This is a genomic window from Bacillota bacterium, from assembly GCA_024653485.1.
In the GTDB taxonomy this organism is placed as follows: domain Bacteria; phylum Bacillota; class SHA-98; order UBA4971; family UBA4971; genus UBA6256.
The window spans coordinates 187750-210502 of the sequence record JANLFY010000003.1; the positions used below are offsets into that span (position 1 = coordinate 187750).

General features: G+C 62.6%; 23 protein-coding genes and 1 pseudogene. 4 read left to right on the top strand and 20 right to left on the bottom strand.

All coding sequences use genetic code 11. The features are described from left to right. Window positions 1–8 precede the first annotated feature (8 nt). Window positions 9–632: a translation elongation factor Ts gene (gene tsf / locus NUW12_03695; protein ID MCR4401872.1), complete on the bottom strand. Its 624-nt coding sequence runs from the start codon at window positions 630–632 to the stop codon at window positions 9–11. Window positions 633–839: 207 nt separating this feature from the next. Further along, window positions 840–1520: pseudogene (gene rpsB, locus NUW12_03700) on the bottom strand (30S ribosomal protein S2). 252 nt (window positions 1521–1772) lie between these two features. Between rpsB and NUW12_03705 the strand changes: the two are divergent. The 4 genes from NUW12_03705 to NUW12_03720 are packed head-to-tail and all read left to right on the top strand — an operon-like array spanning window position 1773 to window position 6702. Next, on the top strand, window positions 1773–3962 hold the full coding sequence (locus NUW12_03705) for a spore germination protein (protein MCR4401873.1): 2190 nt from the start codon (window positions 1773–1775) through the stop codon (window positions 3960–3962). Beyond that, window positions 3955–5070 (top strand): spore germination protein, encoded by a 1116-nt coding sequence (locus NUW12_03710; protein MCR4401874.1) that lies wholly within the window; start codon window positions 3955–3957, stop codon window positions 5068–5070. Before NUW12_03705 ends, NUW12_03710 begins: the two co-directional genes overlap by 8 nt. After that, on the top strand, window positions 5060–6475 hold the full coding sequence (locus tag NUW12_03715; GenBank protein ID MCR4401875.1) for a Ger(x)C family spore germination protein: 1416 nt from the start codon (window positions 5060–5062) through the stop codon (window positions 6473–6475). Before NUW12_03710 ends, NUW12_03715 begins: the two co-directional genes overlap by 11 nt. Window positions 6476–6525: 50 nt before the next feature. Continuing rightward, the gene (locus tag NUW12_03720; protein MCR4401876.1) at window positions 6526–6702 is read left to right on the top strand and encodes a hypothetical protein; all 177 of its coding nucleotides are present in this window, start codon (window positions 6526–6528) and stop codon (window positions 6700–6702) included. A 53-nt stretch (window positions 6703–6755) separates the two neighbouring features. On the opposite strand, the gene codY is transcribed toward NUW12_03720, so the two are convergent. The 18 genes from codY to rpsP form a co-directional block, all read right to left on the bottom strand. Then, a complete protein-coding gene (gene codY / locus NUW12_03725; protein ID MCR4401877.1) occupies window positions 6756–7541 on the bottom strand; it encodes a GTP-sensing pleiotropic transcriptional regulator CodY in 786 nt (261 codons plus the stop codon). Window positions 7542–7798: 257 nt separating this feature from the next. Further along, a complete protein-coding gene (hslU, locus tag NUW12_03730; GenBank protein ID MCR4401878.1) occupies window positions 7799–9190 on the bottom strand; it encodes an ATP-dependent protease ATPase subunit HslU in 1392 nt (463 codons plus the stop codon). Window positions 9191–9212: 22 nt separating this feature from the next. Continuing rightward, window positions 9213–9740: an ATP-dependent protease subunit HslV gene (gene hslV / locus NUW12_03735; protein ID MCR4401879.1), complete on the bottom strand. Its 528-nt coding sequence runs from the start codon at window positions 9738–9740 to the stop codon at window positions 9213–9215. Window positions 9741–9758: 18 nt separating this feature from the next. Beyond that, window positions 9759–10667 (bottom strand): tyrosine recombinase XerC, encoded by a 909-nt coding sequence (gene xerC / locus NUW12_03740; GenBank protein MCR4401880.1) that lies wholly within the window; start codon window positions 10665–10667, stop codon window positions 9759–9761. A gap of 167 nt (window positions 10668–10834) precedes the next feature. Next, window positions 10835–12187: a methylenetetrahydrofolate--tRNA-(uracil(54)-C(5))-methyltransferase (FADH(2)-oxidizing) TrmFO gene (gene trmFO, locus NUW12_03745; protein MCR4401881.1), complete on the bottom strand. Its 1353-nt coding sequence runs from the start codon at window positions 12185–12187 to the stop codon at window positions 10835–10837. Window positions 12188–12244: 57 nt separating this feature from the next. After that, a complete protein-coding gene (gene topA, locus NUW12_03750) occupies window positions 12245–14350 on the bottom strand; it encodes a type I DNA topoisomerase (GenBank protein ID MCR4401882.1) in 2106 nt (701 codons plus the stop codon). A gap of 32 nt (window positions 14351–14382) precedes the next feature. Then, the gene (locus NUW12_03755) at window positions 14383–14745 is read right to left on the bottom strand and encodes a DUF494 family protein (protein ID MCR4401883.1); all 363 of its coding nucleotides are present in this window, start codon (window positions 14743–14745) and stop codon (window positions 14383–14385) included. Between the two features lie 13 nt (window positions 14746–14758). Beyond that, a complete protein-coding gene (gene dprA, locus NUW12_03760) occupies window positions 14759–15847 on the bottom strand; it encodes a DNA-processing protein DprA (GenBank protein ID MCR4401884.1) in 1089 nt (362 codons plus the stop codon). A gap of 147 nt (window positions 15848–15994) precedes the next feature. Further along, window positions 15995–17518, bottom strand: a complete 1524-nt coding sequence (locus tag NUW12_03765) for a YifB family Mg chelatase-like AAA ATPase (GenBank protein ID MCR4401885.1) — start codon at window positions 17516–17518, stop codon at window positions 15995–15997. Between the two features lie 5 nt (window positions 17519–17523). Further along, on the bottom strand, window positions 17524–17925 hold the full coding sequence (locus NUW12_03770) for a YraN family protein (GenBank protein ID MCR4401886.1): 402 nt from the start codon (window positions 17923–17925) through the stop codon (window positions 17524–17526). A 65-nt stretch (window positions 17926–17990) separates the two neighbouring features. Further along, on the bottom strand, window positions 17991–18656 hold the full coding sequence (locus NUW12_03775) for a ribonuclease HII (GenBank protein ID MCR4401887.1): 666 nt from the start codon (window positions 18654–18656) through the stop codon (window positions 17991–17993). Then, window positions 18653–19519, bottom strand: a complete 867-nt coding sequence (ylqF, locus tag NUW12_03780; protein ID MCR4401888.1) for a ribosome biogenesis GTPase YlqF — start codon at window positions 19517–19519, stop codon at window positions 18653–18655. Before ylqF ends, NUW12_03775 begins: the two co-directional genes overlap by 4 nt. Then, a complete protein-coding gene (gene lepB, locus NUW12_03785; protein ID MCR4401889.1) occupies window positions 19516–20073 on the bottom strand; it encodes a signal peptidase I in 558 nt (185 codons plus the stop codon). The genes ylqF and lepB overlap by 4 nt, the downstream gene beginning before the upstream one ends. A 356-nt stretch (window positions 20074–20429) precedes the next feature. Then, window positions 20430–20777 (bottom strand): 50S ribosomal protein L19, encoded by a 348-nt coding sequence (gene rplS / locus NUW12_03790; GenBank protein ID MCR4401890.1) that lies wholly within the window; start codon window positions 20775–20777, stop codon window positions 20430–20432. A gap of 69 nt (window positions 20778–20846) precedes the next feature. Beyond that, window positions 20847–21629: a tRNA (guanosine(37)-N1)-methyltransferase TrmD gene (gene trmD, locus NUW12_03795; GenBank protein MCR4401891.1), complete on the bottom strand. Its 783-nt coding sequence runs from the start codon at window positions 21627–21629 to the stop codon at window positions 20847–20849. Window positions 21630–21639: 10 nt separating this feature from the next. Continuing rightward, window positions 21640–22164: a ribosome maturation factor RimM gene (rimM, locus tag NUW12_03800; GenBank protein MCR4401892.1), complete on the bottom strand. Its 525-nt coding sequence runs from the start codon at window positions 22162–22164 to the stop codon at window positions 21640–21642. 46 nt (window positions 22165–22210) lie between these two features. Beyond that, the gene (locus tag NUW12_03805) at window positions 22211–22441 is read right to left on the bottom strand and encodes a KH domain-containing protein (GenBank protein MCR4401893.1); all 231 of its coding nucleotides are present in this window, start codon (window positions 22439–22441) and stop codon (window positions 22211–22213) included. Next, window positions 22438–22719 (bottom strand): 30S ribosomal protein S16, encoded by a 282-nt coding sequence (gene rpsP / locus NUW12_03810; protein MCR4401894.1) that lies wholly within the window; start codon window positions 22717–22719, stop codon window positions 22438–22440. Before rpsP ends, NUW12_03805 begins: the two co-directional genes overlap by 4 nt. Window positions 22720–22753 lie beyond the last annotated feature (34 nt).

Sequence of the window (22753 nt, forward strand, 5' to 3'; positions counted from 1 at the left end):
ACCACTCCTCAGGCTCCGCAGGCGTCCGGCTTCTCGATGCCCTCACCCAGCTCAAACCTGGCGAATCTCCTCACGAGGATCTTCTCGCCGGTCTTCGCAGACACCTCAGCCACGAGATCGCGTATCGTTTTCTCGGGGTCTCGGATGTATGGCTGGTCCAGTAGACAGACCTCAGTGTAGAACTTCTTGAGCTTGCCTTCGACGATCTTGTTTGCCACCGCCTCAGGCTTCCCTTCGTTCAGGGCCTGCGCGCGGTATACAGCCCGCTCGCTTTCGAGCACCGACTCAGGCACATCCTCGCCGGACACGTAAAGCGGCTTCCCGGCCGCGACCTGAAGACAAACCTCTTTCGCAAGCCAGCGGAAGTCATCGGTGCGTGCCACGAAGTCGGTCTCGCAGTTGACCTCAACGAGCACTCCGATCTTGCCCCCGAGGTGGATGTAGGCCTCCACCACGCCCTCGGCTGCGACTTTTCCGGCCCTCTTGTGCATCTTTGCGAGGCCCTTCTCTCGCAAATAGGCGACGGCCTTGTCCATGTCGCCCCCGGTTTCCTCAAGGGCCTTCTTGCAGTCCATCATCCCAGCGCCGGTTCTCTCCCTGAGTTCCTTGATGTTCTCAGCTGTCACAGCCACAAGCGCTACCTCCCCGCAACTCTACCGATCCGTGTCATCGTCACGCACCGTAGCGTGATCATCGTTGTCGACTTCTGCGACCTCGATGTCCAAAGGCATCTCGACGACGTCCGTCGCGGCGTCGACGTACTCCCCTTCGAGCTCGTGCTCGCGGATCTCTCCAGTCATCGACTCCTCTTGGGCCTGGACTGCCAGGGTAGCGTCACGCCCCTCGAGACCCTCTATCACCGCGTCGGCCATCTTGCCGCAGATGAGTTTCACCGCTCGAATGGCGTCGTCGTTTCCGGGGATCACGTAGTCCACTTCGTCCGGATCGCAGTTCGTGTCCACGATCCCCACTATGGGTATACCAAGCTTTCGGGCTTCCTGCACTGCTATTCTCTCCTTACGCGGATCGACCACGAAAACCGCACCTGGCAGCCGCGACATCTCGCGAATGCCGCCCAGGAATCGCTCCAGCTTCTCTTTCTCCTTCACGAGCTGCATGACTTCCTTCTTGGGAAGCACGTCGAACGATCCGTCGGCCTGCATGCTCTCCAGCAACCGAAGACGCTCGATTCGCTTGCGAATGGTCCGGAAGTTCGTGAGCATCCCGCCAAGCCAGCGTTCGTTCACGTGGAACATGCCGCACCGCTCGGCCTCTTCTTTGATGGTGTTGCGGGCCTGCTTCTTCGTCCCGACGAAGAGGATCGTCCCGCCCTCCTGGACCACGCGCTTCACGAACTCATATGCCTCATCGATCTTCCTCACTGTCTTTTGGAGGTCTATGATGTATATGCCGTTGCGCTCGGTGAAAATGAAGGGCTTCATCTTGGGGTTCCAGCGTCTGGTCTGGTGACCGAAATGAACCCCGGCTTCGAGCAACTGCTTCATGGTGACTACTGCCACGATCTCACCTCCTCCCCCACCGGTTGTTCCTCCGCCCCGTTCATCCCCCGGCAAGACCCGCGCAAACAGGCACCGTTACCGGGATCCTGGGACGTGCGTGCTCACACCAAGTCGTAGTATACCACACGCTCACACCCATATCAACGAAACCACGCCACGAATTTCGAGCGCCTGAATACACGCCCGCCCCTAGGGAATACCTAACGTACGAACACGAAGCCAGCTTTCCCCGTCCAGTGGAGGTCTTCTAGCTTGGGCTTCCTTCGCAGCGTTCTAAGTGAAATCGCGTCCTTGCTTTCCTTTGAGAGTCCCGCCAGGGAAGAGGCGTTCGTCCTCGATACACAGCAGAAGATCCCCGGACTGACTTCGGACGTCCCCGAGACAGGCGCCCAGCCTGCACCTTCTCGAGGGCAACCGGGCGACGGACAAGCAGAGGCTCAAGAAGATCTGTCCGGTACAAGCCGGCCCGTGGGGGCCGAGCGCCCGCGGTCCGGATCACACGGTGTCCGCAGAGCGGTGCCGCCAGGCGTGGCCGGACTCGGGGAAGCCCTGCCGCGCACACCGTACGGCTTCGTCCGCCCGAAGAAGATGTCCACGATCAAGGTGGGTGACGGGCACGCACCGCGCCCGCAGGCCAGCCCCGGTCCTGGCTCCTCGCCGGATGAGTTTGCGGACGAGATCTCCCCGCAGCGAAGGAGCGGCCAGCCCGCTCCTCAGCCCGGTGGGCGGCCTGCCGGCGACGCAGGCTCCACGACGGCGCAGGGCGACCGGACGAGAGAAGCCCAAGGGCAACGGGAGGACGAAGTGAAGCCCCTGGCTGAAAGCTTGCAGGCGAACCTGGACGCTCTCAAGCAGGTCCTCCATTATGGTCTGAACTCGGACGTGGTCGTGAGGGAGTTCGACATACCCACCACTCCTCCCACGAAGGCCGCGATCGTCTTCATGGAGGGTCTTGCGAGCAAGGACATAATCAACCTCGCCATACTTCAGCCGCTCATGCTCATCTCCCATCTCGACAGGGATCTACGGGCCGCGGACGTCCTCGAGATCGTGGAGCGCCGGCTTCTCCCCGGGAACCAAGTGACGCGCAAGGACAACCTCCGAGGAATCATCGAAGCCGTCATAGCGGGGACGACGTGCCTCCTCATTGAAGGTTGCCGCACAGCGCTTGAGATTGAGACCAAGTCGTGGGAGCACCGTGGCGTGAGCCAGCCCACAGCCGAGATGGTGGTCCACGGTCCGCAGGAAGCGTTCAACGAGATCCTGAAGAACAACGTCGCCCTGGTACGGAGACGCATGAGGACCCCCGATCTCGTGAGCGAGATCATCAAGGTAGGAACGCTCTCCCGTGTGGACTGCGCCGTCCTGTACGTGGAAGGCCTCACCAACCCCAAGCTCGTGGCTGAGGTGAAGAGACGGATCAACGGGATCTCAGCAGACCAGATCCAGGACACAGGCGTCCTCGAGCAATTCATCGAGGACAGGCCGTTCGTGATGGCGCCTCAGACCTTGTCCACTGAGCGACCGGACAGAATGGCTGCATATCTCTCGGAAGGACACGTGGGGATTCTGCTAGACGGAAGTCCCTTCGGCTTGGTGGTCCCCGCTACGTTCTGGTCCCTGCTTCATGCGGCGGAGGATCACTTCTTGCGGTGGCCGTTCGGCACGTTCCTGCGCTTGGTGCGCGTGGTGGCGCTGGGGACGGCCGTGCTCCTCCCAGCGGTGTACGTTGCAGCGACGAACTTCCACCCCGAGATGATTCCCACAGACCTCCTTCTGGCCATCGCGGCTACCCGCGAGAAGGTGCCCTTCCCCACGGTGCTGGAGGTGCTCATCATGGAGGTGTCCCTGGAGTTGATCCGGGAGGCCGGGATTCGAGTTCCAGGGGTCATCGGCCCTACTTTAGGCATAGTTGGAGCACTCATACTTGGCCAAGCCGCGGTGGCCGCCTCGATAGTCAGCCCGATCCTCGTAATCATCGTCGCCCTCACCGCGCTCGGATCGTTCGCCATACCCAACTTCAACATGGCCTTCGCCGCGCGGATCGCTCGGTTCGTGTACATCGGGTTGGCGGCGGCGCTTGGCTTCTACGGAATCGCGGTCGGCGTCTTCGTCCACATGTTGATCTACGTGAATGTCAGGTCGTTCGGCGTGCCCTTCATGTCGCCCGTCGCTCCGTTTGCACAGGGGAGCGGGGACCTCATCCTGCGCTATCCGTCGTGGAGCATGGAACTGCGCCCCAGATTCCTTCAAACCCAGCATAGAGAGAGACAACCCGAGGTGAGCCGGAAGTGGACTCAGTCAGCAGGAGTCGACGCTCCATCGACGATCGGTTCCGCAACAGCACCGTCCTCCGAAACCGCCGGTGGGAGCGACACAGGTGAGAGCGCAGGCGGAGACAGCGGGCCGCAGCGGAAGAAGGGAGGTGGGGCACGTGCTTGAGGAGGGAAGGATAGGTACGGGCGAGGCGGTCGCGGCAACCCTCTATTTCCTCTCTTCAAAGCTGTTCATCTCCTTTCCGCAGCAAATGGCCACGGTCGGCCTGACGGCCGCCTGGATCGTGCCCATGATCAGCTTCGCCGGCGCGGCAGTGGGTTTCCTCATCGTTACCGCGCTCTTGAGACGCTACCCCCGTATGGGCATAGTGGAGATAGGCGAGGAGTTGGCGGGCCCTGTGCTCGGCAGCTTGGCCGCCTTGGGATACTTCGCGTTCTTTTTCGTCGCGACCGTCGTCATCATGCGCGAGTTCTCGGAGACAGTCGGGACCGCCCTCCTCCCTCGCACGCCTTTAGCAGTGATAACGCTCATATTCGCGCTCGTCACCATAGCCGCGACCTACCTGGGCGTGGAGGCGCTCACGAGGGCCGCTCTCCTCGCCGCACCACTGATCGTGGTGACCCTCGTCTTCTTGAACGTCCTGCTGGTGCCCCAGGCCAACTTCGACGCGATGTTCCCTTTCTTCGGCCCCGGCCTCGACAAGCTCGTCTACCACGGGATCATCCACTCGGCGGTCGGGGGCGAGGTCCTGTTCCTGGCGGTCATAGCTCCTCAGCTCCGGGAGTGGTCCCATGCCCGCGCGATAGGCCTCGCTGCGCTGGCGATCACAGCATTGTTCACGAGCGTGTCGGTGCTCACATTTGTCACGGTCTTTCCTTACCCGCTCTGCGTGCACATACCGTACCCCGGCTACGAGACTTCCACCCTCATCTACGTAGGGCGGTTCTTCCAAAGGGTGGAGGTGGCTTTCGTGTTCCTCTGGGTCATAAGCGGATGCATTGAGCTCGCGCTGGGCACGTATACCTCGGCGATCATCCTCGCCCGAACGCTCAAACTGCCCCTGTACCGTCCGCTCCTTCCGGCACTGGGGGTCATCGGCTATTCACTCGCCTTCGTGCCGCCCGACGTGCCCACCGCGACCAGGCTTGACTTCGAGCTGGTCAGAACGTTCGGCGGGATCGCGGTGTTCGTCGTCCCGGCTGTGCTGCTTCTCGCCGCCCAAGTGAAGCAAGTCCGCAAGGCTGAAGGGGGCAGGCGAAAGGATGGCGCTTGAGGTAAGGGAGGAAGGTCGGGGGCCAAGACTGGTCCGTGCCTCGTTGCTCCTCTCCATTCTCGTCGTGATGGCGTTATCGTCGTCCGGGTGTTGGGACAGGACGGAGGTGGACGACGTGGCGTTCATCATGGCGATCGGCCTGGACGACGCCCCGGACGACCAGGTGTACGCTACCTTTCACATAGCCGTCCCGAGGGCCGTGGCCGGCGCGGGAGGGGTGGGCGGAGGCTCGGGCGGAGGAGGGGCGGGTCAGCAGTCAAGCCTCATCACCACGCTCATGGGCAGGTCCGTGTTGAGCCTCCTCAACTTGTTGAGCACGCACGTAGATAGACGCCCGTCCTTCGTCCACGGAAAGATGGTGGTCGTCGGAGAGAAGCTGGCAAAGCGAGGCATAGCCCCATACATCGGCGAAATCCTCAGGTTTCGCGAGACGCGGAGGACGATGTTCCTCGCGGTTGTCCGCGGGACGGCCAAGGAGTTCATCGAGAAGAACCGCCCGGTGCTCGAGCAGAACCCCGCCAAGAACCTCGAGCTCCTCGCGCTTGCCAACAAACAGGCCGGGTTCATTCCTCCGTCGCAGGTCCACAGGTTCCTGGTGGAGATGCAGTCGCTTGGGGAAGCGCCCGTCACTATCCTCGCGGGAATGAAGGAACAGGCCGTCGGGGGCAGGACCGAGCAATCTCGCGAAGACACCCCGGACGATTCGAGCGGGTCATCCGGCAACGCGTCACAGACAGACGAGGGCAACGAGCAGCCCAAGATGCCACTGATACAGGCGATCTCTCACCGCAGCGACTCTGACTACGTCGCGGGGCAGTCCCCCTCTGTCGGCGGAAACCCCATAGAGTTCCTGGGCGGAGCCGTGTTCAGGGGGGATCGCATGGTCGGAGAGATAACGGGGCAGGACGTGAGAGCCATGCTCATGCTCCGGGGCACATTCAAGAGAGGCGTTCTCGACGTCGAGGACCCATTCGTGAAGGGCAAGTACGTATCGTGCGGCGTTCGCCTGGCTCGTCCTACGGAGATCAGAGTCACCAGGGAAGGCGGTAGGTTCCACGTCAAGGTGAAGGTCTTGCTCGAAGGGGAGCTCATCGGAACCCAAAGTCTTGTCGACTACTCCGACCCCAAGAACCTCCACACCCTTGAAAGACGTGTCGCCGACGACCTCACGAGGAGTTGTCAGCACCTAGTGAAAGAGGCGCAGGAAACGCTGCGCGCGGACATCTTCGCGTTCGGGAACAAAGCCAGACACCTCGTGAAGACTTGGGAAGAGTGGGAGGCCCTTGATTGGCCAGAGAAGTTCCCGGAAGCTGTGGTGGATATCGACTTCAGGCTCGCTCTCCGCCGGACGGGGTTGCTTTTCAAGCCTCCTCTGCCGAGCACTGAAAGAAAGCGTTCGTCCTAGCAGACGGACAGCGTTCATCTGAGGAGAGGCGATAGAGAGGTGACGTGCTGGTGCGCGCTAGCTTGCTATTCACAAACATGTCGGTCCCGATTGTGGTGGCATTGTACACCCTGAGCTTCGGGCTGTGGCTTTGGCGGCGCAAGAACGTTCGAGGGGCCGTCGGGGTTTTCCTCCTCGCGGCGTGCTGCTTGGCTGTGCCGTTGTTCCTTCTCATGGTCCGCGGGTAGCCTCCTTGGCAGAGGCTACCCGCCGCACCCGGCTCACTCTTCGCGTCGATGCGTCACCTTGCCCGCAGTCTCTCCAATTCGTCGAACAACTTGTCGTTGAGCACCCTGATGTAAGTCCCTTTCATGCCTAGTGAGCGGGATTCGATGACCCCGGCGCTCTCGAACTTGCGCAGCGCGTTCACGATCACAGATCTGGTGATGCCTACTTTGTCCGCGATCTTGCTCGCCACGAGCAGCCCCTCTTCCCCTCCAAGCTCCCTGAAGATGTGCTCCACCGCCTCCTGCTCGGAGAAGGACAGTGTGTCCAAAGCCATCTGCACTGATGCTTTCTTCCTGGCCTCTTCCTCGACCTGACCGGTCTTCGAACGGAGGATCTCCATTCCGAACACGGTCGCGGCGTACTCGGCGAGCACTAGGTCGTCGTCGGAGAACTCCCTCTCGAACCTCGCCAGCACGAGCGTCCCCATCCTGTCTCCCCCAGCGTATATGGGGACGACCGTCAGCAGTTCCTCGGCAAACCCGCACTTCGCGTTGGAACGGAGGAAACACTTGCCACGTTCATTGCGGATGTTCTCAGACGTCTCGATTATCCTAAGGAGCCAATCCGCCGAGTCCTTGGGAAACGTGCAGCCGTTCCCGACGCACCCGGCCGCCACGTCGCAGTCAAACCCCTCCACGAACCCGTATCCTAGAAGCCTCCCTCGGCGCCCGACCACGAACACGTTAGCGGAAATCTCCTCGCAGAGCACTCTGGCTAGATCGTTGAAATCGCTGGGAAAACCCGTGGACTCCTGTATGAATCGACTGATCCTTCGCGTCTTCTCCAGTAACTCGCTCATTGACGTCTCCTCCTCATGTTGCTGCCGGGGTCTTCCCCCATGTTTCAGCGGTTCGCTGTAGGAATCCTAGCACTCGCGTTCACCCGGCTTGTCCCACCCCGCGCTCGGGTCGAGGCCCCGTGCCGGGAGAATCGCTCCGCGGGACTCCGGCCACCCGTGTCCGTGTCGAGGGCCGGGAAAAGCCGGGAGAGGGACGGCCCCGGCAGTCCCGGGCCTCATGCGGCTGGAGACCCGCGCGACGGCGCAGCAGGCGCTGCTCACAAGATGAAGCGGCTGAGGTCTCTATCTCCGACTATGTCTTGCAGTCTTCCGCGAACGTATTCCCGGTCAATCCGCACCCTCCCCTTCGCCATGTCCGGCGCATCGAAGGAGATGTCATCGAGCAGCCGCTCGATGATCGTGTGGAGCCTCCTCGCGCCGATGTTCTCCGTCTCCTGGTTGACTGTATCAGCGATGGCAGCGATCTCGTCGATGGCCTCGGGCAGGAACTCCAGCTCGATCCCTTCCGTGGCAAGCAGGGCCTTGTACTGCTTCACCAGGGCGTTCTCGGGCTCGAGAAGGATGCGCTTGAAGTCCTCCCTTGTAAGGCTGTCGAGCTCCACTCTTATCGGAAAACGCCCTTGCAGCTCGGGGATGAGGTCTGAAGGCTTTGCCACGTGAAAGGCCCCTGCCGCGATGAACAATATGTGATCCGTTCGCACCGGGCCGTGCTTGGTCATCACGGTAGATCCCTCGACAATGGGCAGAATGTCCCGCTGAACGCCCTCGCGCGATACGTCCGGCCCCACGCCGCGCTCCCTGCCTGCTATCTTGTCGATTTCGTCTATGAACACTATCCCGGACTGCTCGGCGCGCCTGACGGCCTCCTGCTCGACCTCCTCCATGTCCACGAGCTTCTGCGCCTCTTCCTGCGCTATGATCTTGCGCGCCTCCCTGACAGGCACCTTTCGGCGTCGCTGGCGCCTCGGGAGAAGCCCCCCGAAGAGGTCCTGCATGTTGATGCCCATCTCCTCCACACCAGCGCCGCTGAAGACTTCGAGCATAGGCGGGGTTTGGTCCTCGACAGTGACCTCGATCATCATGTCCTCGAGCTCCCCCGCGGCAAGCTTCGCCCTGAGTTCGTCTCGCCTAGCCTTCGCCTCCGCCTGCCTCGACTGAAACGATTCATCGTCCCGGATGAGCCCCAGCCCTCCCATGAGGGCGCTCAGCGGGTTCCTCTCCGACTCACGGCTGGGGATGGGCGCCATTATATCGAGAAGCCTCTCGTCTACCACCGCTTCCGCCCGGTGATATACCTGCACTGTTTTCTCCGCCTTCACCATCCTCACCGACGTCTCCACGAGGTCCCTGATGATGGAGTCCACATCCCTGCCCACGTAACCGACCTCCGTGAACTTCGTGGCTTCCACCTTGATGAACGGGGCATTCACCAATCTCGCGAGCCGTCTCGCGATCTCCGTCTTGCCCACTCCAGTGGGGCCTATCATGAGGATGTTCTTCGGCACGACTTCGTCACGTAATGGCGCGGGCAGCTTGAGCCTGCGATACCTGTTGCGCAAAGCTATGGCCACCGCGCGTTTGGCTCTCGCCTGGCCGACTATGTACTTGTCGAGCTCCTCGACGATGGCTCGGGGTGTCAGGTCCTCCACCCTCGCGCCTCCCTTCGCAATCTCATATCTCCTCGAACGTGATCTCCTCGTTCGTATATATGCAGATCGATGAGGCTATCTTGAGAGACTCCACCACGATGTCCCGACACGAAAGGTCCGTGTGGCGCAGGAGCGCCCTTGCGGCGGCCAAGGCATACGGGCCTCCCGATCCGACGGCAGCGACGCCGTCGTCGGGTTCGATGACGTCTCCACTTCCTGACACCACTAGCAGGTGTGAAGCATCCGCGACGACTAAGAGGGCTTCCAGCTTGCGCAGAGCCCTATCGAGCCTCCATTCCTTTGCAAGCTCTACGGCTGCCCTGGGAAGGTTGCCCCGGAACTCCTCCAGCTTACCCTCGAACTTCTCGAAAAGCGCGAAGGCGTCAGCGGCCGCGCCAGCGAAACCAGCAAGGACCTTCCCATCGTGTATCCTTCTTACCTTCTTCGCTCTATGTTTCATCACGGTGTTAGCGAATGTCACCTGGCCGTCACCTGCGACGGCCACGTGACCGTCCTTCTTCACGGCGACCACTGTCGTGGCGTGAAACACATGGCTCCCTCCTTCTGGTCAGGCTCGGGGGTGAGCCTTGTCGTAGACGAGCCTCAGCTTCTCTCTGCTCACATGGGTATAGATCTGCGTGGTCGAAATGCTCACATGGCCGAGCAGCTCCTGCACGGCTCGAAGGTCCGCACCGTGGTCAAGGAGATGGGTGGCAAAGGAGTGCCTGATTGCGTGAGGGCTCACCTTCTTGTCTATACTGACCTGCCTTATGTACTTGTCGAGCATGAGCTGAACGGCTCTGGTCGAAAGCCTCCGCCCTCCGCGATTCAAGAAGAGCGCCTCCTCGCCAGCTGCCTCTTCACGACGACCGCCCGCGAGAACAGGCCTGCCCTTCGCGATGTACTCTCTCAGCGCGTCTGCCGCACGCTCGCCGATTGGCACCACGCGCTCCCTCCCGCCTTTCCCGAAGGCTCTTGCGAACCCGTGCGACAAGTCCACGTCAGCCATGTCAAGACCCACGAGTTCGCTCACACGCAGTCCCGCGGCGTACAGCGTCTCCAGGACGGCCCTGTCCCGAAGCCCGATCGGCGTATCCGATGCGGGAGCCTCCACGAGGCTGGTCACGTTCTCTTCGTGGAGAAAGCGCGGCAACATCCTGCCCAGCTTCGGCGCGCTCACACCCCGAGCTGGGTTCGTGCGGCAGAGCCCTTGCCTGCAAAGGTATGTGAAGAACGACCTTACGGCCGCAAGGCGGCGTGCGATGGTGCGTCTCGAGTACCGGGCCTTCTGCAGGTTCGCAAGGTACGCGCGGACCTCAAGGTGGCTTACTTCGGAAAGGTCCTTCCTCTCCTTGAGAGCCTCGTCGAGGAAGTCTATGAAACACCGCAGGTCATGGGAATAAGCTTCGAGCGTATGGGGCGACACGCCCTTTTCAAGCGCGAGGTGCGCGAGAAACCCGTCGACTTGCGAGGCCAGCAAAGGCGCAGCCCCCTTCCGGCTCATGTCATGTCTCTAGCCGCTTGCCTCCCCGCAGATCAGGCAGCCCCCTGTGGACGAAGTAACGGAGCCGGCGATGAGGCGCACGGCCGCGGCCCTGCTGAGAAGCCCTCTTGGCGCCCATCTAGCCTCAAATTCTACCATAGTTATAATATTTGTTCAACCCCACTCCGCAGAGTTTTCTCGAAATCTTTCGCGGCATTCAGGGCTCGAGTCGAAATCGCCCGCCTTGCCGCCCTTCCCCGCCCTCCTCCCGAGGCGCGCGGCATGATGCCGAAATTCGCGTTCATCGGCTGGAAGCCTCCAGCGTGAGGCGAGGTGATATACTGACACAGGCTGCCGTGGACCGTTTCCCTCGGGAACACCACGGGAGCCAGCCCGAGAGCTAGTCTCGACGCGTTTACCCCCGCCACTAGCCCCGAAGCCGCAGACTCCAGGTATCCCTCCACGCCGGTCAGCTGCCCAGCGAAAAAGAGCGTGTCACGCAAGCGACACTGCATGGTCGGTCGGAGGAGTTCGGGCGAGTTCACGTAAGTGTTCCTGTGCATCACCCCAAGCCTAACGAAATGCGCGCGCTCCAAGCCTGGAATCATCCGAAAGACACGTCGCTGTTCGTCCCAGGCAAGCCGCGTCTGAAAGCCCACCATGTTGAGGAGCGTCCCCTCTTCGTCCTCCCGCCTGAGCTGCACCACTGCGTACGGCCTCTCGCCGGTCCGCGGGTCGACCAAACCGACGGGACGCAGAGGTCCGTAGACGAGTGCCTCCTTGCCCCTCCGAGCCAGAACCTCCACAGGCATACACGACTCGAAGACCTTCGTGTCCTCGAAGCCGTGGACCGGAGCGCACCTCGCGGAAACGAGCGCTTCGTGGAAGCGCTCGTACTCCTCTTTCGTCATCGGGCAGTTGAGATAGTCCTTCCCCCCGCGACCGTAACGCGCCGCCCAGAAGGCCTTCGACATGTCGCAGGACTCGGCGGTCACTATCGGGGCCACCGCATCGTAGAAGTACAGATGCTCCGTCCCCGCAAGCCCCGCTATGGCCGCAGCCATGTCATCGGAAGTGAGGGGACCCGTCGCTATCACCGTCGGGACATCTTCGGGGATCCCCCTCATCTCCCTCCTCACCAACTTCATGTTCGGGCACCTTTCAACGTACGCGGTCACCAGGCGGGCAAACCGCCGCCTGTCGCACGCCAACGCGGACCCCGCTGGTATCCTCGAGCATTCCGCGCACCTCATGATGATCGACCCAAAGATCCTCATCTCCTCTTTGAGGACCCCTGCGGCGTTCAAGAGGCTGTCCGAGCCGAGAGAATTCGAGCAGACGAGCTCACCAAGGTCTCCTGTGGCGTGGGCTGGGGTCATCAACGACGGGCGCATCTCGAAAAGGACCACTCGCAGTCCTCTCCTGGCCACCTGCCAAGCTGCCTCGCTTCCGGCAAGACCTCCTCCCACCACTATCACGTCCGCTCCATCGATGTCGACCGCGGTCGTTTGCATAGCTGAACTCACCACGCAGCAAAGTCAGGGTCTGCAGTCGCTGCACTCAGAGGATGCTCACGCGTTGGCTCCCGCGCCGCCAGGCTCCGCCTTTCCCTCTTCACGATAGTCGCAGGTCTCTCTCACGCAAGCCCGCACCCCGCCCCCTCTCCCGCGCTTCACAAGGAATGCGCCGCACTTGGGACAGGTGACCTTCAGCGGAGTGTACCACGTGGTGAACCGGCAGTCCGGGTACCTACTGCAGCCATAGAACTTCCGGCCCTTCTTCGTCCTGCGCTCCACCACCTCCGCGCCACACTCGGGGCAGGCCACTCCCGTAGAGCGCACGATCTTCTTCGTGAAGGTACAATCGGGATACCCCTGGCAACCGAGGAACGTTCCAAACCTCCCATGTTTCACCACGAGCGGGCGCCCACACTCGGGGCACTTCTCGTCGGTAACCTCGTCGGGGATCTTCACTCGCCCCATGGTTTCCTCTGCCGCCGTCACGACCTTCTGGAAGGGGACGTAGAATTCGTCGACCACCCTCACCCAGTCGAGCTCGCCCTCTGCGATCCTGTCGAGCTTGCTTTCCACGTCGGCAGTGAACGCCACGTCCACCACTTGCGGGTATACCTGCTTCAGAACGTCTACGACGACGAACCCAAGCTGAGTTGGATGAAATCTCCTGTCCTCCAGAACGACGTACCCACGCCTCAGGATCGTGTCGATGATGGGTGCGTACGTACTCGGCCTTCCTATGCCGTTTTCCTCCAACGCCTTGACGAGCGTGGCCTCAGTGTAGCGCGGCGGCGGCTCCGTGAAATGCTGGGCGTGCTCCAACTTCACAAGGGCAAGTTCCTCACCCTCGCGCACCTCTGGAAGGCTCTGTTCCTCCCCCTTCTCAGTGTCGGAGGCCTCCTGATACACCATGGCGAAGCCGGGGAACTTCACCCTGGAACCCGTGGCTCTGAAGGTGTATCCCCTCGCCCGGACATCCACGCTCATGGCGTCGAGCACGGCCGATTCCATCTGGCTCGCCACGAACCTCTCCCATATCAACCTGTACAGTCTGTACTGGTCACGAGTGAGGTATTGCTTCACGTGGTCCGGCAGCCTCTCCACGTTTGTGGGGCGTATCGCTTCATGCGCGTCCTGGCTCGTCGTCTTCGCGCGGTAGCGCCTCGGGTGCCCCGGGGCGTACTCCCGCCCGTATGTCTTTACGATGAACGCCCTCGCGGCTTGTTCCGCTTCAGCGGCCACCCGCACTGAGTCCGTGCGGATGTACGTCACCAACCCCACGCTTCCCTCGTCGCCGAGCGGTAAGCCCTCGTATAGCTGCTGGGCCACCATCATCGTCTTCTTCGACCCGAAGCCGAGCCTCCGCGAAGCCTCCTGCTGCATGGTGCTCGTGGTGAATGGGGGCGAGGGGTTTCTCCGGCGCTCCTTTCTAGAAACTTGCTCGACTAGGTACGTTGCACCTTCGAGCTCCTTCAGAATGGATCCGGCTTCGCCTTCGTTTCTGATCTCGACTTTCTTTCCGCCCCGTAGCACGAGCTTGGCGGGGAACTCCCGCCCTCCCTCACCTGATAGGAGGTGAGCGGTTATGGACCAGTACTCCTCCCTGACATGCGCTTGTATTTCCCTCTCCCTGTCGCAGACCAGCCGTACCGCCACAGACTGGACTCTTCCGGCGGACAACCCTCTACGGACCTTCTTCCACAGAAGCGGGCTCAGTCCGTAACCGACAAGCCTATCGAGCACGCGTCTAGCCTGCTGCGCGTTCACACGGGCCATGTCGATGGGCCTTGGGCTGCCCAAGGCGGCTCTCACGGCCGTCCGGGTTATCTCATTGAACTCGATCCGGCAAGGGCTCCCCGGGTCGATCCCCAGCACCTGTGTGAGGTGCCACGATATCGCCTCACCTTCACGGTCTGGGTCGGTCGCGAGCAGCACCCCGTCCACCGATGCCACCGCTCCCTTGAGCTCTCGGATGATATCACCCCTGTCTTTGATGAGCACGTAATGAGGGGCGTACCCACCTTTCAGGTCCACTCCGAGCTTGCTCTTGGGAAGATCGCGCACATGCCCCTTGGAAGCTTTCACCGTGAACCCGGAGCCGAGGAACTTGCCGATGGTCTTCGCCTTTGCAGGCGATTCCACTATCACGAGGGATTTCGACATTCCGACACTCCTCACCCATTCTGTGCTTTCGCTCAGTGAAGCAGCCGAGGCCGAGGTCCTGCGTCTTGCTCCTCGTCCTCCTCCCCAGCATCGTCGTCCCCGTCGCGCCCGCTGGCTTTCCAAAGGATGATGGCTGCCCTATCTCTGTCCGCTATCACGCTGGATAGCACCAGCGCCAACTCCTTCGCGTCGACCTCGCCGGACTCGAGGGTCGCAATGAGGAGGAGAGCCTCTTCGAGCTCATCGGCTCTGACGAGGTCGGCTTCCTGTAGGAAAGCAAGAAGGCCCCAAGCGTCGACGGTTAGCTTCTGTCGTTCATGTGCGTTTAATACCCTTCGCGGAGCGGCCGCAAGTCGGCGCCTTCCGCGCGTCTGGTCGCGTTTGCTGCAGGCCACCCTATCACCTTCCTCACGAGCGTCGCGCGTAGCCGTCGAGAGAACGCTCAACAATCCCGCGAAGCTCCAGCGACCCGAGAGCGACTGCAACGTCTTGGGGGGCCAGCCCCGTCTCGTATACTATATCATCGGCGGACACCGGAGAGAATCCCATCACCGCAAGGACTCTTCTCTCCCGAGCTGACAGACTCGACTCACCTTCCATGGTGCCCCTGTGATCCCCGCGAGGCACCTCGATCCCGAGCTCGTCGAGGACGTCCGCGATTCCCTCCACGAGCCTCGCCCCTTCCTTGATGAGGCGGTGAGTCCCCCGTGAGAGTGGGCTTTCGATGTCGCCCGGAACAGCAAAGACCTCGCGTCCCTGGTCAGCCGCAAACTCCGCCGTGATGAGCGAGCCGCTCGTTTCCCCCGCTTCCACTACAACCACACCCAGGGAGAGCCCGCTGATGATCCTATTGCGAGCTGGAAAGTTGCGAGCGAGGGGGCGGGTGCCAAGAGAGCGTTCGCTCACGAGCGCCCCGTTTCCTGCAATCTCCTGCGCGAGTTTCACGTTCTCCGGAGGGTACACCACGTCTATGCCGCACCCCAGGACTGCGATGGTGCGCCCACCGCGCTCCAGGGCGGCATGATGGGCGACCGAGTCGATGCCCCTCGCCATTCCCGATACCACAGTGAGGCCGGCCGCTGCGGCTTCGGACGAGAGAAGACGCGCTGCCCTACGGCCATAATGACTGCCCCGTCTCGACCCTACGATCGCAAGAGAGAACGCGTCCGACGGAAGGAGCGTCCCCTTGACGTAGAGCACGGGAGGAGGATGGTTGATGGTGTGCAGGCGTTCAGGATACCCAGGGTCAGAGGAGGTCACTATCTTCACGCCGAGCTTGGACGCGGTGCGAAGCTCCTCCCGCAAGAGCTTCCCGTCGCGGACTGCCGCTATCTTCCGAGCTGTCACGGGGCCGATGCCTTCCACGGTGCGAAGCTGGGCTTCGCTCGCGAGGAGGGCCTCCCGGGCAGAGCCGAATCTCTCGATGAGGCTTGCAAGCCTCTCCCCACCTATCGTGTCCACCAAGTTGAGAGCGATCACACACTCTCTCTCGTCCATGTGTTCCCAACCCATTACCGCGGCCACGAGCAGCCGCGTTCATCCTGTCGCACTTGCGGACCGCCCGACGACCGGGCGCGCTCGGGCGGGCGAGCCGCACAGCCCCAGGCCGCCCGCACGTTGCCGCCTGGGAAGCGCTCAAACGCGCTAACGGGCTGCGAATGACCTGTAGCTCACGGCCTCGCCCACGTGGCGCACGAGCAACTCGTCGTTTCCGTCGAGATCTGCTATGGTTCTGGCCACCTTCAGCACCCTGGCGTAGGCGCGCGCCGACAGACCCAGCTTGGCACAGGCAGAGTACAACATGATCCTCGCGTCCTTTGACATGCGACAGTGCTCGCGGATCTCCGCGGGTTTCATCTCCGCGTTGGTGCGAATCGAGAGCCCTTCGAACCTCTTTTCCTGGACCTCCCTGGCCGTGACCACTCTCCTCCTGATCTCTTCGGAGGTCTCCGACACTGGACCCCTCTCGACGTCTTCCATGTTCACCCTCCCCACGTGCAGATGGATGTCTATTCTGTCGAGCAGAGGCCCCGAGAGCCCGGCTAGGTACCTTTTCACCATGGCAGGGGTGCAGGTGCACCCGGTGGACCCGTAACCCCGCCCGCATGGGCACGGGTTCATGGCTCCTACGAGGATGAACCGAGCGGGAAAAGTCGCAACCCCGCCCGACCGCGATATTGTGACAAGGCCGTCTTCGAGGGGTTGCCTGAGAGCCTCCAGGGCACGTCCGGAAAACTCCGGCATCTCGTCCAGAAAAAGCACACCCCGGTGAGCGAGGGAGACCTCCCCCGGCTTGGGCACGCGGCCTCCTCCGATGAGGCCGGCCAGCGATATGCTGTGGTGGGGATCCCTGAAAGGCCGTTCCGATACGATGCTCGCGCCCGCCGGAAGGCGGCCCGCCGCGCTGTAGACCCTCGTCACCTCCAGGGTTTCGTCCCACGACAATGGCGGCAGGATGGAAGGCAGGCGCCTTGCGAGCATGGTCTTGCCCGCGCCCGGAGGCCCCACCATGAGCACGTTGTGCCCTCCTGCCGCAGCCACTTCGAGAGCACGCCTTGCGTGATCCTGTCCCAGAACATCACCAAAGTCGGGGACTCTTTCCCCGTTACCCTTGCCCGGAACGCAACGTCTCGTGGAAGGGGTCTTCCCAACGCTGATGGCCCCGGAAAGGTGACCGACCGCCTCGCGAAGCGTGCTCACCCCGTACACGTCGAGGCCGTCAACGAGCGCTGCCTCCCCGGCGTTCTCGCGTGCCACCACCATCTTCGAGAACCCTGCTGCTTTGGCGGCGAGAGCAATGGGGAGGACGCCCCACGTGCCCCGGACGTGGCCGTCCAGTGACAGCTCACCGACAAGCACCTGGCCCTCCGCCGCAGGCGCCGGGACCTCCCCGGTCGCGGTCAGAATGCCTACTGCCATTGCCAGGTCGAAACAAGCTCCCTCCTTCCGGACCATGGCCGGCGCGAGGTTGACCGTGATCCGCCGAAGGGGGAACTCGAACCCGGAGTTCCTGAGGGCTGCCCTCACTCGCTCCCGGGACTCCCGTGTGGCGGCGTCCGGCAGTCCCACCACTTCGAACGAAGGAAGGCCTGCCGACACGTCTACCTCCACGTGGACCGGGTACCCGTCCACCCCGAGAACCGCGCCGCTCGGCACCTTCGCCAGCAAAGACCTCACCTCCTGCAGTCGAAGGCGCCCTTTATGAGAGAGATGGCCGGCGGACCCACGGGGCGGATGTCCACCGCGACCACGTCGAACCTGCACTCGGCTCCGGCCATTCCGCGTTCGACGACATACGCGAGAGCCGTCCTCACCAGACGTCTACGCTTGCCCGCGGTCACCTGCTCGACGGCCCAGCCAAACCTACCAGACCTCCGCGTCTTGACCTCCACGAACACCACCGTGTCCCCATCGCGCGCCACGACGTCGATCTCCCCCGTCTTCCGGCGAAAGTTGCGTTCCAGGACGACGAATCCCACTGATTCAAGGTAATTTGCCGCAAGCTCCTCGCCCAAGACGCCCAGGCTGCCGCCAGATGCGCCCACAAGTCCCACTTCCCTGGCATGTACTGACATAGATGTCTTTTCGCTACGGGGCTGGATATTCCTGCCACTCATCGGCGGCAGATTGGCAAATTGTGTCACACCCCGAGATCCCGGGCGAAGCTGGATTGATGACAGAGGATGCGTCTGAGGAACGTTTTTCTGTGCAGTGGACACGGGCCATGCTCGAGTATGGCCGCAACGTGCTCCCGCGTGCAGTACCCCTTGTGAGACCCGATGCGGTACTGCGGGTACTGCGCGTCCCATACCTCACACATTCTATCTCTCGTGACCTTGGCGACTATGGACGCGGCTGCGATGGCCTGCGAGAGCGCGTCCCCGTGAACGATGGCGATTTGAGGAACGGGCACGCCCACCTCTTCAGCGTCCACTAGAAGGTAGTCGGGGACGATTCCGAGGCTCTCCACCGCCTTCTTCATAGCGAGCCTCGCCGCCTGCCTGATATTGATGCGGTCGACGGTCTCCGCGTCCACCGCACCGGTTCCCACGGCGACGGCCGTCTGCAGTATCGCGTCGTAAAGCTCCTCCCGCCTCTTGGGCGAGAGGGTCTTGGAATCGCGCACCCCCGGGAGCAGAGTCCCAGGCCGGAAGACTACCGCCGCGGCGACGACCGACGCGAGGAGAGCTCCGCGGCCGGCTTCATCTATCCCCGCAACGGCCACATAACCTCGATTCCACAGGCGTCGCTCGAACTCCAACAGGTCCACGCCGGAACCTTGTCTCGCTGCGGAAACGTCGGTCACGCGTAGTCACCTTCCCCGGGAGCCGGGTCCAGCGTAACCCTTCCGAACAGCCCTTTCCGAAAGTCAGACAGAACGGCGGCGGCCGCGCGAGCCGTATCGACCACGCCGCCCGGCCCCAGGCATCCACGTTTCCTGCCCGCCAACTCAAGCAAGTCGCGCCCCCCCATGGCAAGTGCATCGTGTGATCTCAGACGAGAAGCAAGGCCGTCGGGCGACGACTCCCTGAGCACCTCCAGCAACCGCTCGGCGACGTCCACGAGATCGAAGCTCTCATCGCTCACGGCCCCAGTCGCGGCGAGCTTGAACATGGCGCCCGGGTCGTCCGCCCGCGGCCAGAGGACTCCCGGGGTATCGAGCAGCTCTATCCCTCTGCCGACGGCTATCCACTGGTTGCCACGGGTGATCCCCGGCCTCGCCCCCGTCCTGGCGGACTTGCGCCCCGCTATCCTGTTCACCAGCGACGACTTCCCTACGTTGGGAATGCCGATGACCATCGCCCTGACGGCCCGCATCCTTCTCCCCCTGGCAGCCAGTCTCAGCATTATCTGGCCTGCCACGGAGGAACAAGCGGCCACCACCGCTTCGATGCCCTCTCCGGTCTCGGCGTTGACCGCATAGCAAAATGGCTCGCGCGAGCGCAGCGTCGCGAGCCACCTTCCGGTCTCGACCGGATCTGCGAGGTCCTCCTTGGCGAGAACGACCACCCTTGCTCTATCCCCGACGATCCACTCAATCTCCGGGTTCCGGCTGGTACGAGGGATCCTCGCATCCAGGACCTCTATGACTACGTCGATTCCTGCCAGACTTCGCTTGATAGCCTGCCTTGCCTTGGCCATGTGGCCGGGAAACCACGAGAACGTCATTCCGCGACAACTCCAGCCCCCAGCTTCGGTGTCCGTAAGAGCCCGATCTCCCCCGGAGGCCACCACGCCACGAAGGCCTTGCCCACGATATTCCGCCGCGGGACGAACCCCACGTCGGGAAAACGCGAGTCATCGCTGTTGTTCCGGTTGTCTCCCAGGACGAAGTAGTGTCCGGCAGGCACGACCTCTGGACCGAAGGTCCCGAAGGTGAGGTCCATAGTGTAATCTTCCTCGAGGACCTCTCCGTTCAAAATGACGTGTCCATCCCTCACCTCGACCATGTCGCCGGGGACCCCTATGACACGCTTGATGAACTTACGCCTGGGATTGGCAGGGTACCTGAATACGACGACGTCGCCTCTCTGCGGCTCCTTGAACCGGTACACGAGTTTGTTCACGAGGAGCCTCTCGCGGTTGTGCAGGTTCGGCTCCATGCTAGAGCCCTCGACCACGAAGGACTGGGCGATGAAGGTGATGATGAACGCCGCCAGGACTATGGCGATTGCAAACGCCTGCACGTACTCGACGATCTCGGCTCTGAGCGCCGGTGATATGGCGAGTCTTGACACAGGGGCCACCGGCCCCGAAGGCGACTGGCACGGACTTGCTTCGGAACACACCCCTGCGTCGGGTGCGCCCGAACCACAGTCCTCTCCCTCAGCTTCCCCGGCAGATCCGGTCGCCCCTGCAACGGCGCCCTCTCCGCCTGAAGCGGGGCATGCGTCTTCAGCCGGCGAAACCCTGCCCGCGGGGTCCTCGATCCTCTCGCGGTCTCCCTGGGCGCGCGCAGCCTCGTTATCCGCGCCGCTCATTGCCCCATCCTCGCCCTGGCCGCCTCGGCCCGGTTCCGCCGCTCGCATCGTCGGAGCGCCGGCCGCCCCGGTCTCGCGCGGATCCTCCATCCCAAAAGTCACGTCCTGTCCGCCTCTTTCACCCTTGCGGCCTTGCCCACACGCTGCCTGAGATAATAGAGCTTGGCGCGCCTGACCTTGCCCTCGCGAACCTTCTCGATCTTGCTGACCCGCGGCGAGTGCAGCGGGAAAGTCCGCTCGACCCCTATGCCCGCAGATACCTTGCGAACGGTGAAGGTCTCGCGGATCCCGGAGCCCTTTCGGGCGATTACCACTCCTTCGAAGACCTGGATTCTCTCTCTGCCGCCCTCGACGACTTTCACGTGCACCTTCACGGTGTCGCCCGGCTTGAATTGCGGTATGTCTTCGCGCATCTGGTCGCGCTCCAGGATGTCGATGATGTTCATTGTCAGGGAGCCTCCCTCCAGGCTGGAAGGGTCGCACGTCCTCAGCCTGCGTTCGTTCAACGAATGTGATTATACCACACCGCCGGAGCCCGGTTCAACACCGGCCCTCCGCGGCTCGGTGGCCCTGTCGCGCTCTATCTCCTGCAGCAGCCGCAGGTCCTCCGGTGTCAAGCCGGCCTTGCGAAGCAGGTCCGGCCGCCTCTCCAGGGTCCTAGCCAGAGCCTGCCTCCGCCGCCAGATCCTCACCTTCTCATGATCCCCCGAGACGAGGACCTCCGGCACGGTCATGCCCCGGAACTCCCTCGGTCGGGTGTACTGAGGATAGTCCAGCAGCCCGCTTGTGAACGACTCGGCCGCCACCGACTCCTCCTCGAGCACCCCGGGAACGAGCCTTGTGAGGGCGTCGATGACCACCATCGCGGGTAGCTCGCCCCCAGTCAACACATAGTCCCCGATGGAGATCTCCTCGTCAACCAGGGCCTCTCTCACCCGTTCATCCACGCCCTCGTAGTGCCCGCAGATGACGACTAGGTGAGGCTCTCTGGCAAGCCGCACCGCCATCTCCTGAGTGAAGACAGCCCCTTGAGGGCTCATCAGGATGACCCTGCCTGCCCCCGCTTCCCCGCCCGTCACGTGTTCAACTGCGGCGAAGATGGGCTCTGGTTTCATCACCATGCCCGCCCCTCCGCCAAACGGGTAATCATCCGCCACCCTGTGCTTGTCCTGGGCGAAGTCGCGGATGTCGTGGATATGGACCTCCACGAGCCCGCGCTCCCTCGCCCGCGCGACGATGCTCTCGGACAGTGGCCCGGAGAACATCCCCGGGAACAGGGTGAGCACGTCGATCCTCAATGCCAGCCACCTACTCCAGGCCCGGGATGAGCTCGATGGTCATCTCGCCCCGCTCGAGATCGATGCTCTTCACTATCTCACGCACCGCCGGCACGAGGATGGTCCTGCCTCGGCGAGAGCGTGGTGCGAGGACCTCCACCTCATAGACATCATTGGCCACGCCACGCAAGACGCGGGCCACCCTCCCGAGTCGACGACCTTCAGTCGTGACAACGTCGAGGCCTTCTATCTCGTAGAAGTAGTACCGTCCCGGTTCGAGCGGCACCACTTCTGCCCTCGGGACCTCGAGGATCGCGCCGCGCAGCTTCTCCGCCTCGTCCACGGAGTCCACGCCTCGGAACTTTATGACCACGAAGCCCCGATGCTGCCGAGAGCCCTCCACATCCAGAACCGCGATGGCCTCGCCCTTGCGGACGCGCAGTCGAAGAGGCGGCCTGAACCGGTTGGGGAAATCGGTTAACGGCAGCGCTCTGACCTCTCCGCGGATCCCTTGAGGCGCGGTCACCTGTCCAACGGCAATGTACTCGCTGGTCATCTTGGGCGACAAGTCTCCTGAAGAATCCGTGGGCGCAACGATCTCATCACACGATCTCCAACGTGACCCTCTTCCCCTGCCTTGCCCCCACGGACCTCACGATCGTCCTCAGGGCTTTCGCCGTTCTGCCGGACCTCCCGATGAGCTTGCCCTTCTCCTCCGGATCGCAGGACACCTCGTACACGGTGTACTCGTTGGCGCTCTGGACGTCCTCCACCCTCACCGCGTTCGCGTTGTCCACCAGGCTCTTCACCATGAACTCGACGAGCCCTTTCATACGGCCTTCCCCTCACCGGCCGCCGGTGCCCCCAACCCGGGAACGCCGGCCCTCGCGAGCAACGCCTTCACCGAGTCTGTCGGAAGAGCGCCTCTCTTCAGCCACTCACCGGCTTTCTCCACATCCACCTCGAGCGTCTCTGGGTTCGTCCGGGGGTTGTAATGCCCAAGGATCTCGATGAACCGCCCGTCCCGCGGATACCGGGTGTCGGCGACGACGATCCTGTAAGAAGCCTGTTTCTTTGCCCCGGTCCTGGCAAGCCTTATCCTTACCGCCAAGTGTGTCACCTCCCGTCCTCCGGCCGTCCGGAGT

What these genes read in the sequence shown, in the direction of transcription:
- NUW12_03805 (MCR4401893.1), bottom strand. Translation starts at nt 22,441, where the DNA reads ATGAAAGGGCTCGTCGAGTTCATGGTGAAGAGCCTGGTGGACAACGCG.
- ylqF (MCR4401888.1), bottom strand. Translation starts at nt 19,519, where the DNA reads ATGACGTTCTCGTGGTTTCCCGGCCACATGGCCAAGGCAAGGCAGGCT.
- trmFO (MCR4401881.1), bottom strand. Translation starts at nt 12,187, where the DNA reads ATGCAAACGACCGCGGTCGACATCGATGGAGCGGACGTGATAGTGGTG.
- dprA (MCR4401884.1), bottom strand. Translation starts at nt 15,847, where the DNA reads ATGGACGAGAGAGAGTGTGTGATCGCTCTCAACTTGGTGGACACGATA.
- codY (MCR4401877.1), bottom strand. Translation starts at nt 7,541, where the DNA reads ATGAGCGAGTTACTGGAGAAGACGCGAAGGATCAGTCGATTCATACAG.
- rplS (MCR4401890.1), bottom strand. Translation starts at nt 20,777, where the DNA reads ATGAACATCATCGACATCCTGGAGCGCGACCAGATGCGCGAAGACATA.
- NUW12_03770 (MCR4401886.1), bottom strand. Translation starts at nt 17,925, where the DNA reads ATGTCAGTACATGCCAGGGAAGTGGGACTTGTGGGCGCATCTGGCGGC.
- topA (MCR4401882.1), bottom strand. Translation starts at nt 14,350, where the DNA reads ATGTCGAAATCCCTCGTGATAGTGGAATCGCCTGCAAAGGCGAAGACC.
- NUW12_03715 (MCR4401875.1), top strand. Translation starts at nt 5,060, where the DNA reads ATGGCGCTTGAGGTAAGGGAGGAAGGTCGGGGGCCAAGACTGGTCCGT.
- rimM (MCR4401892.1), bottom strand. Translation starts at nt 22,164, where the DNA reads ATGACCAGCGAGTACATTGCCGTTGGACAGGTGACCGCGCCTCAAGGG.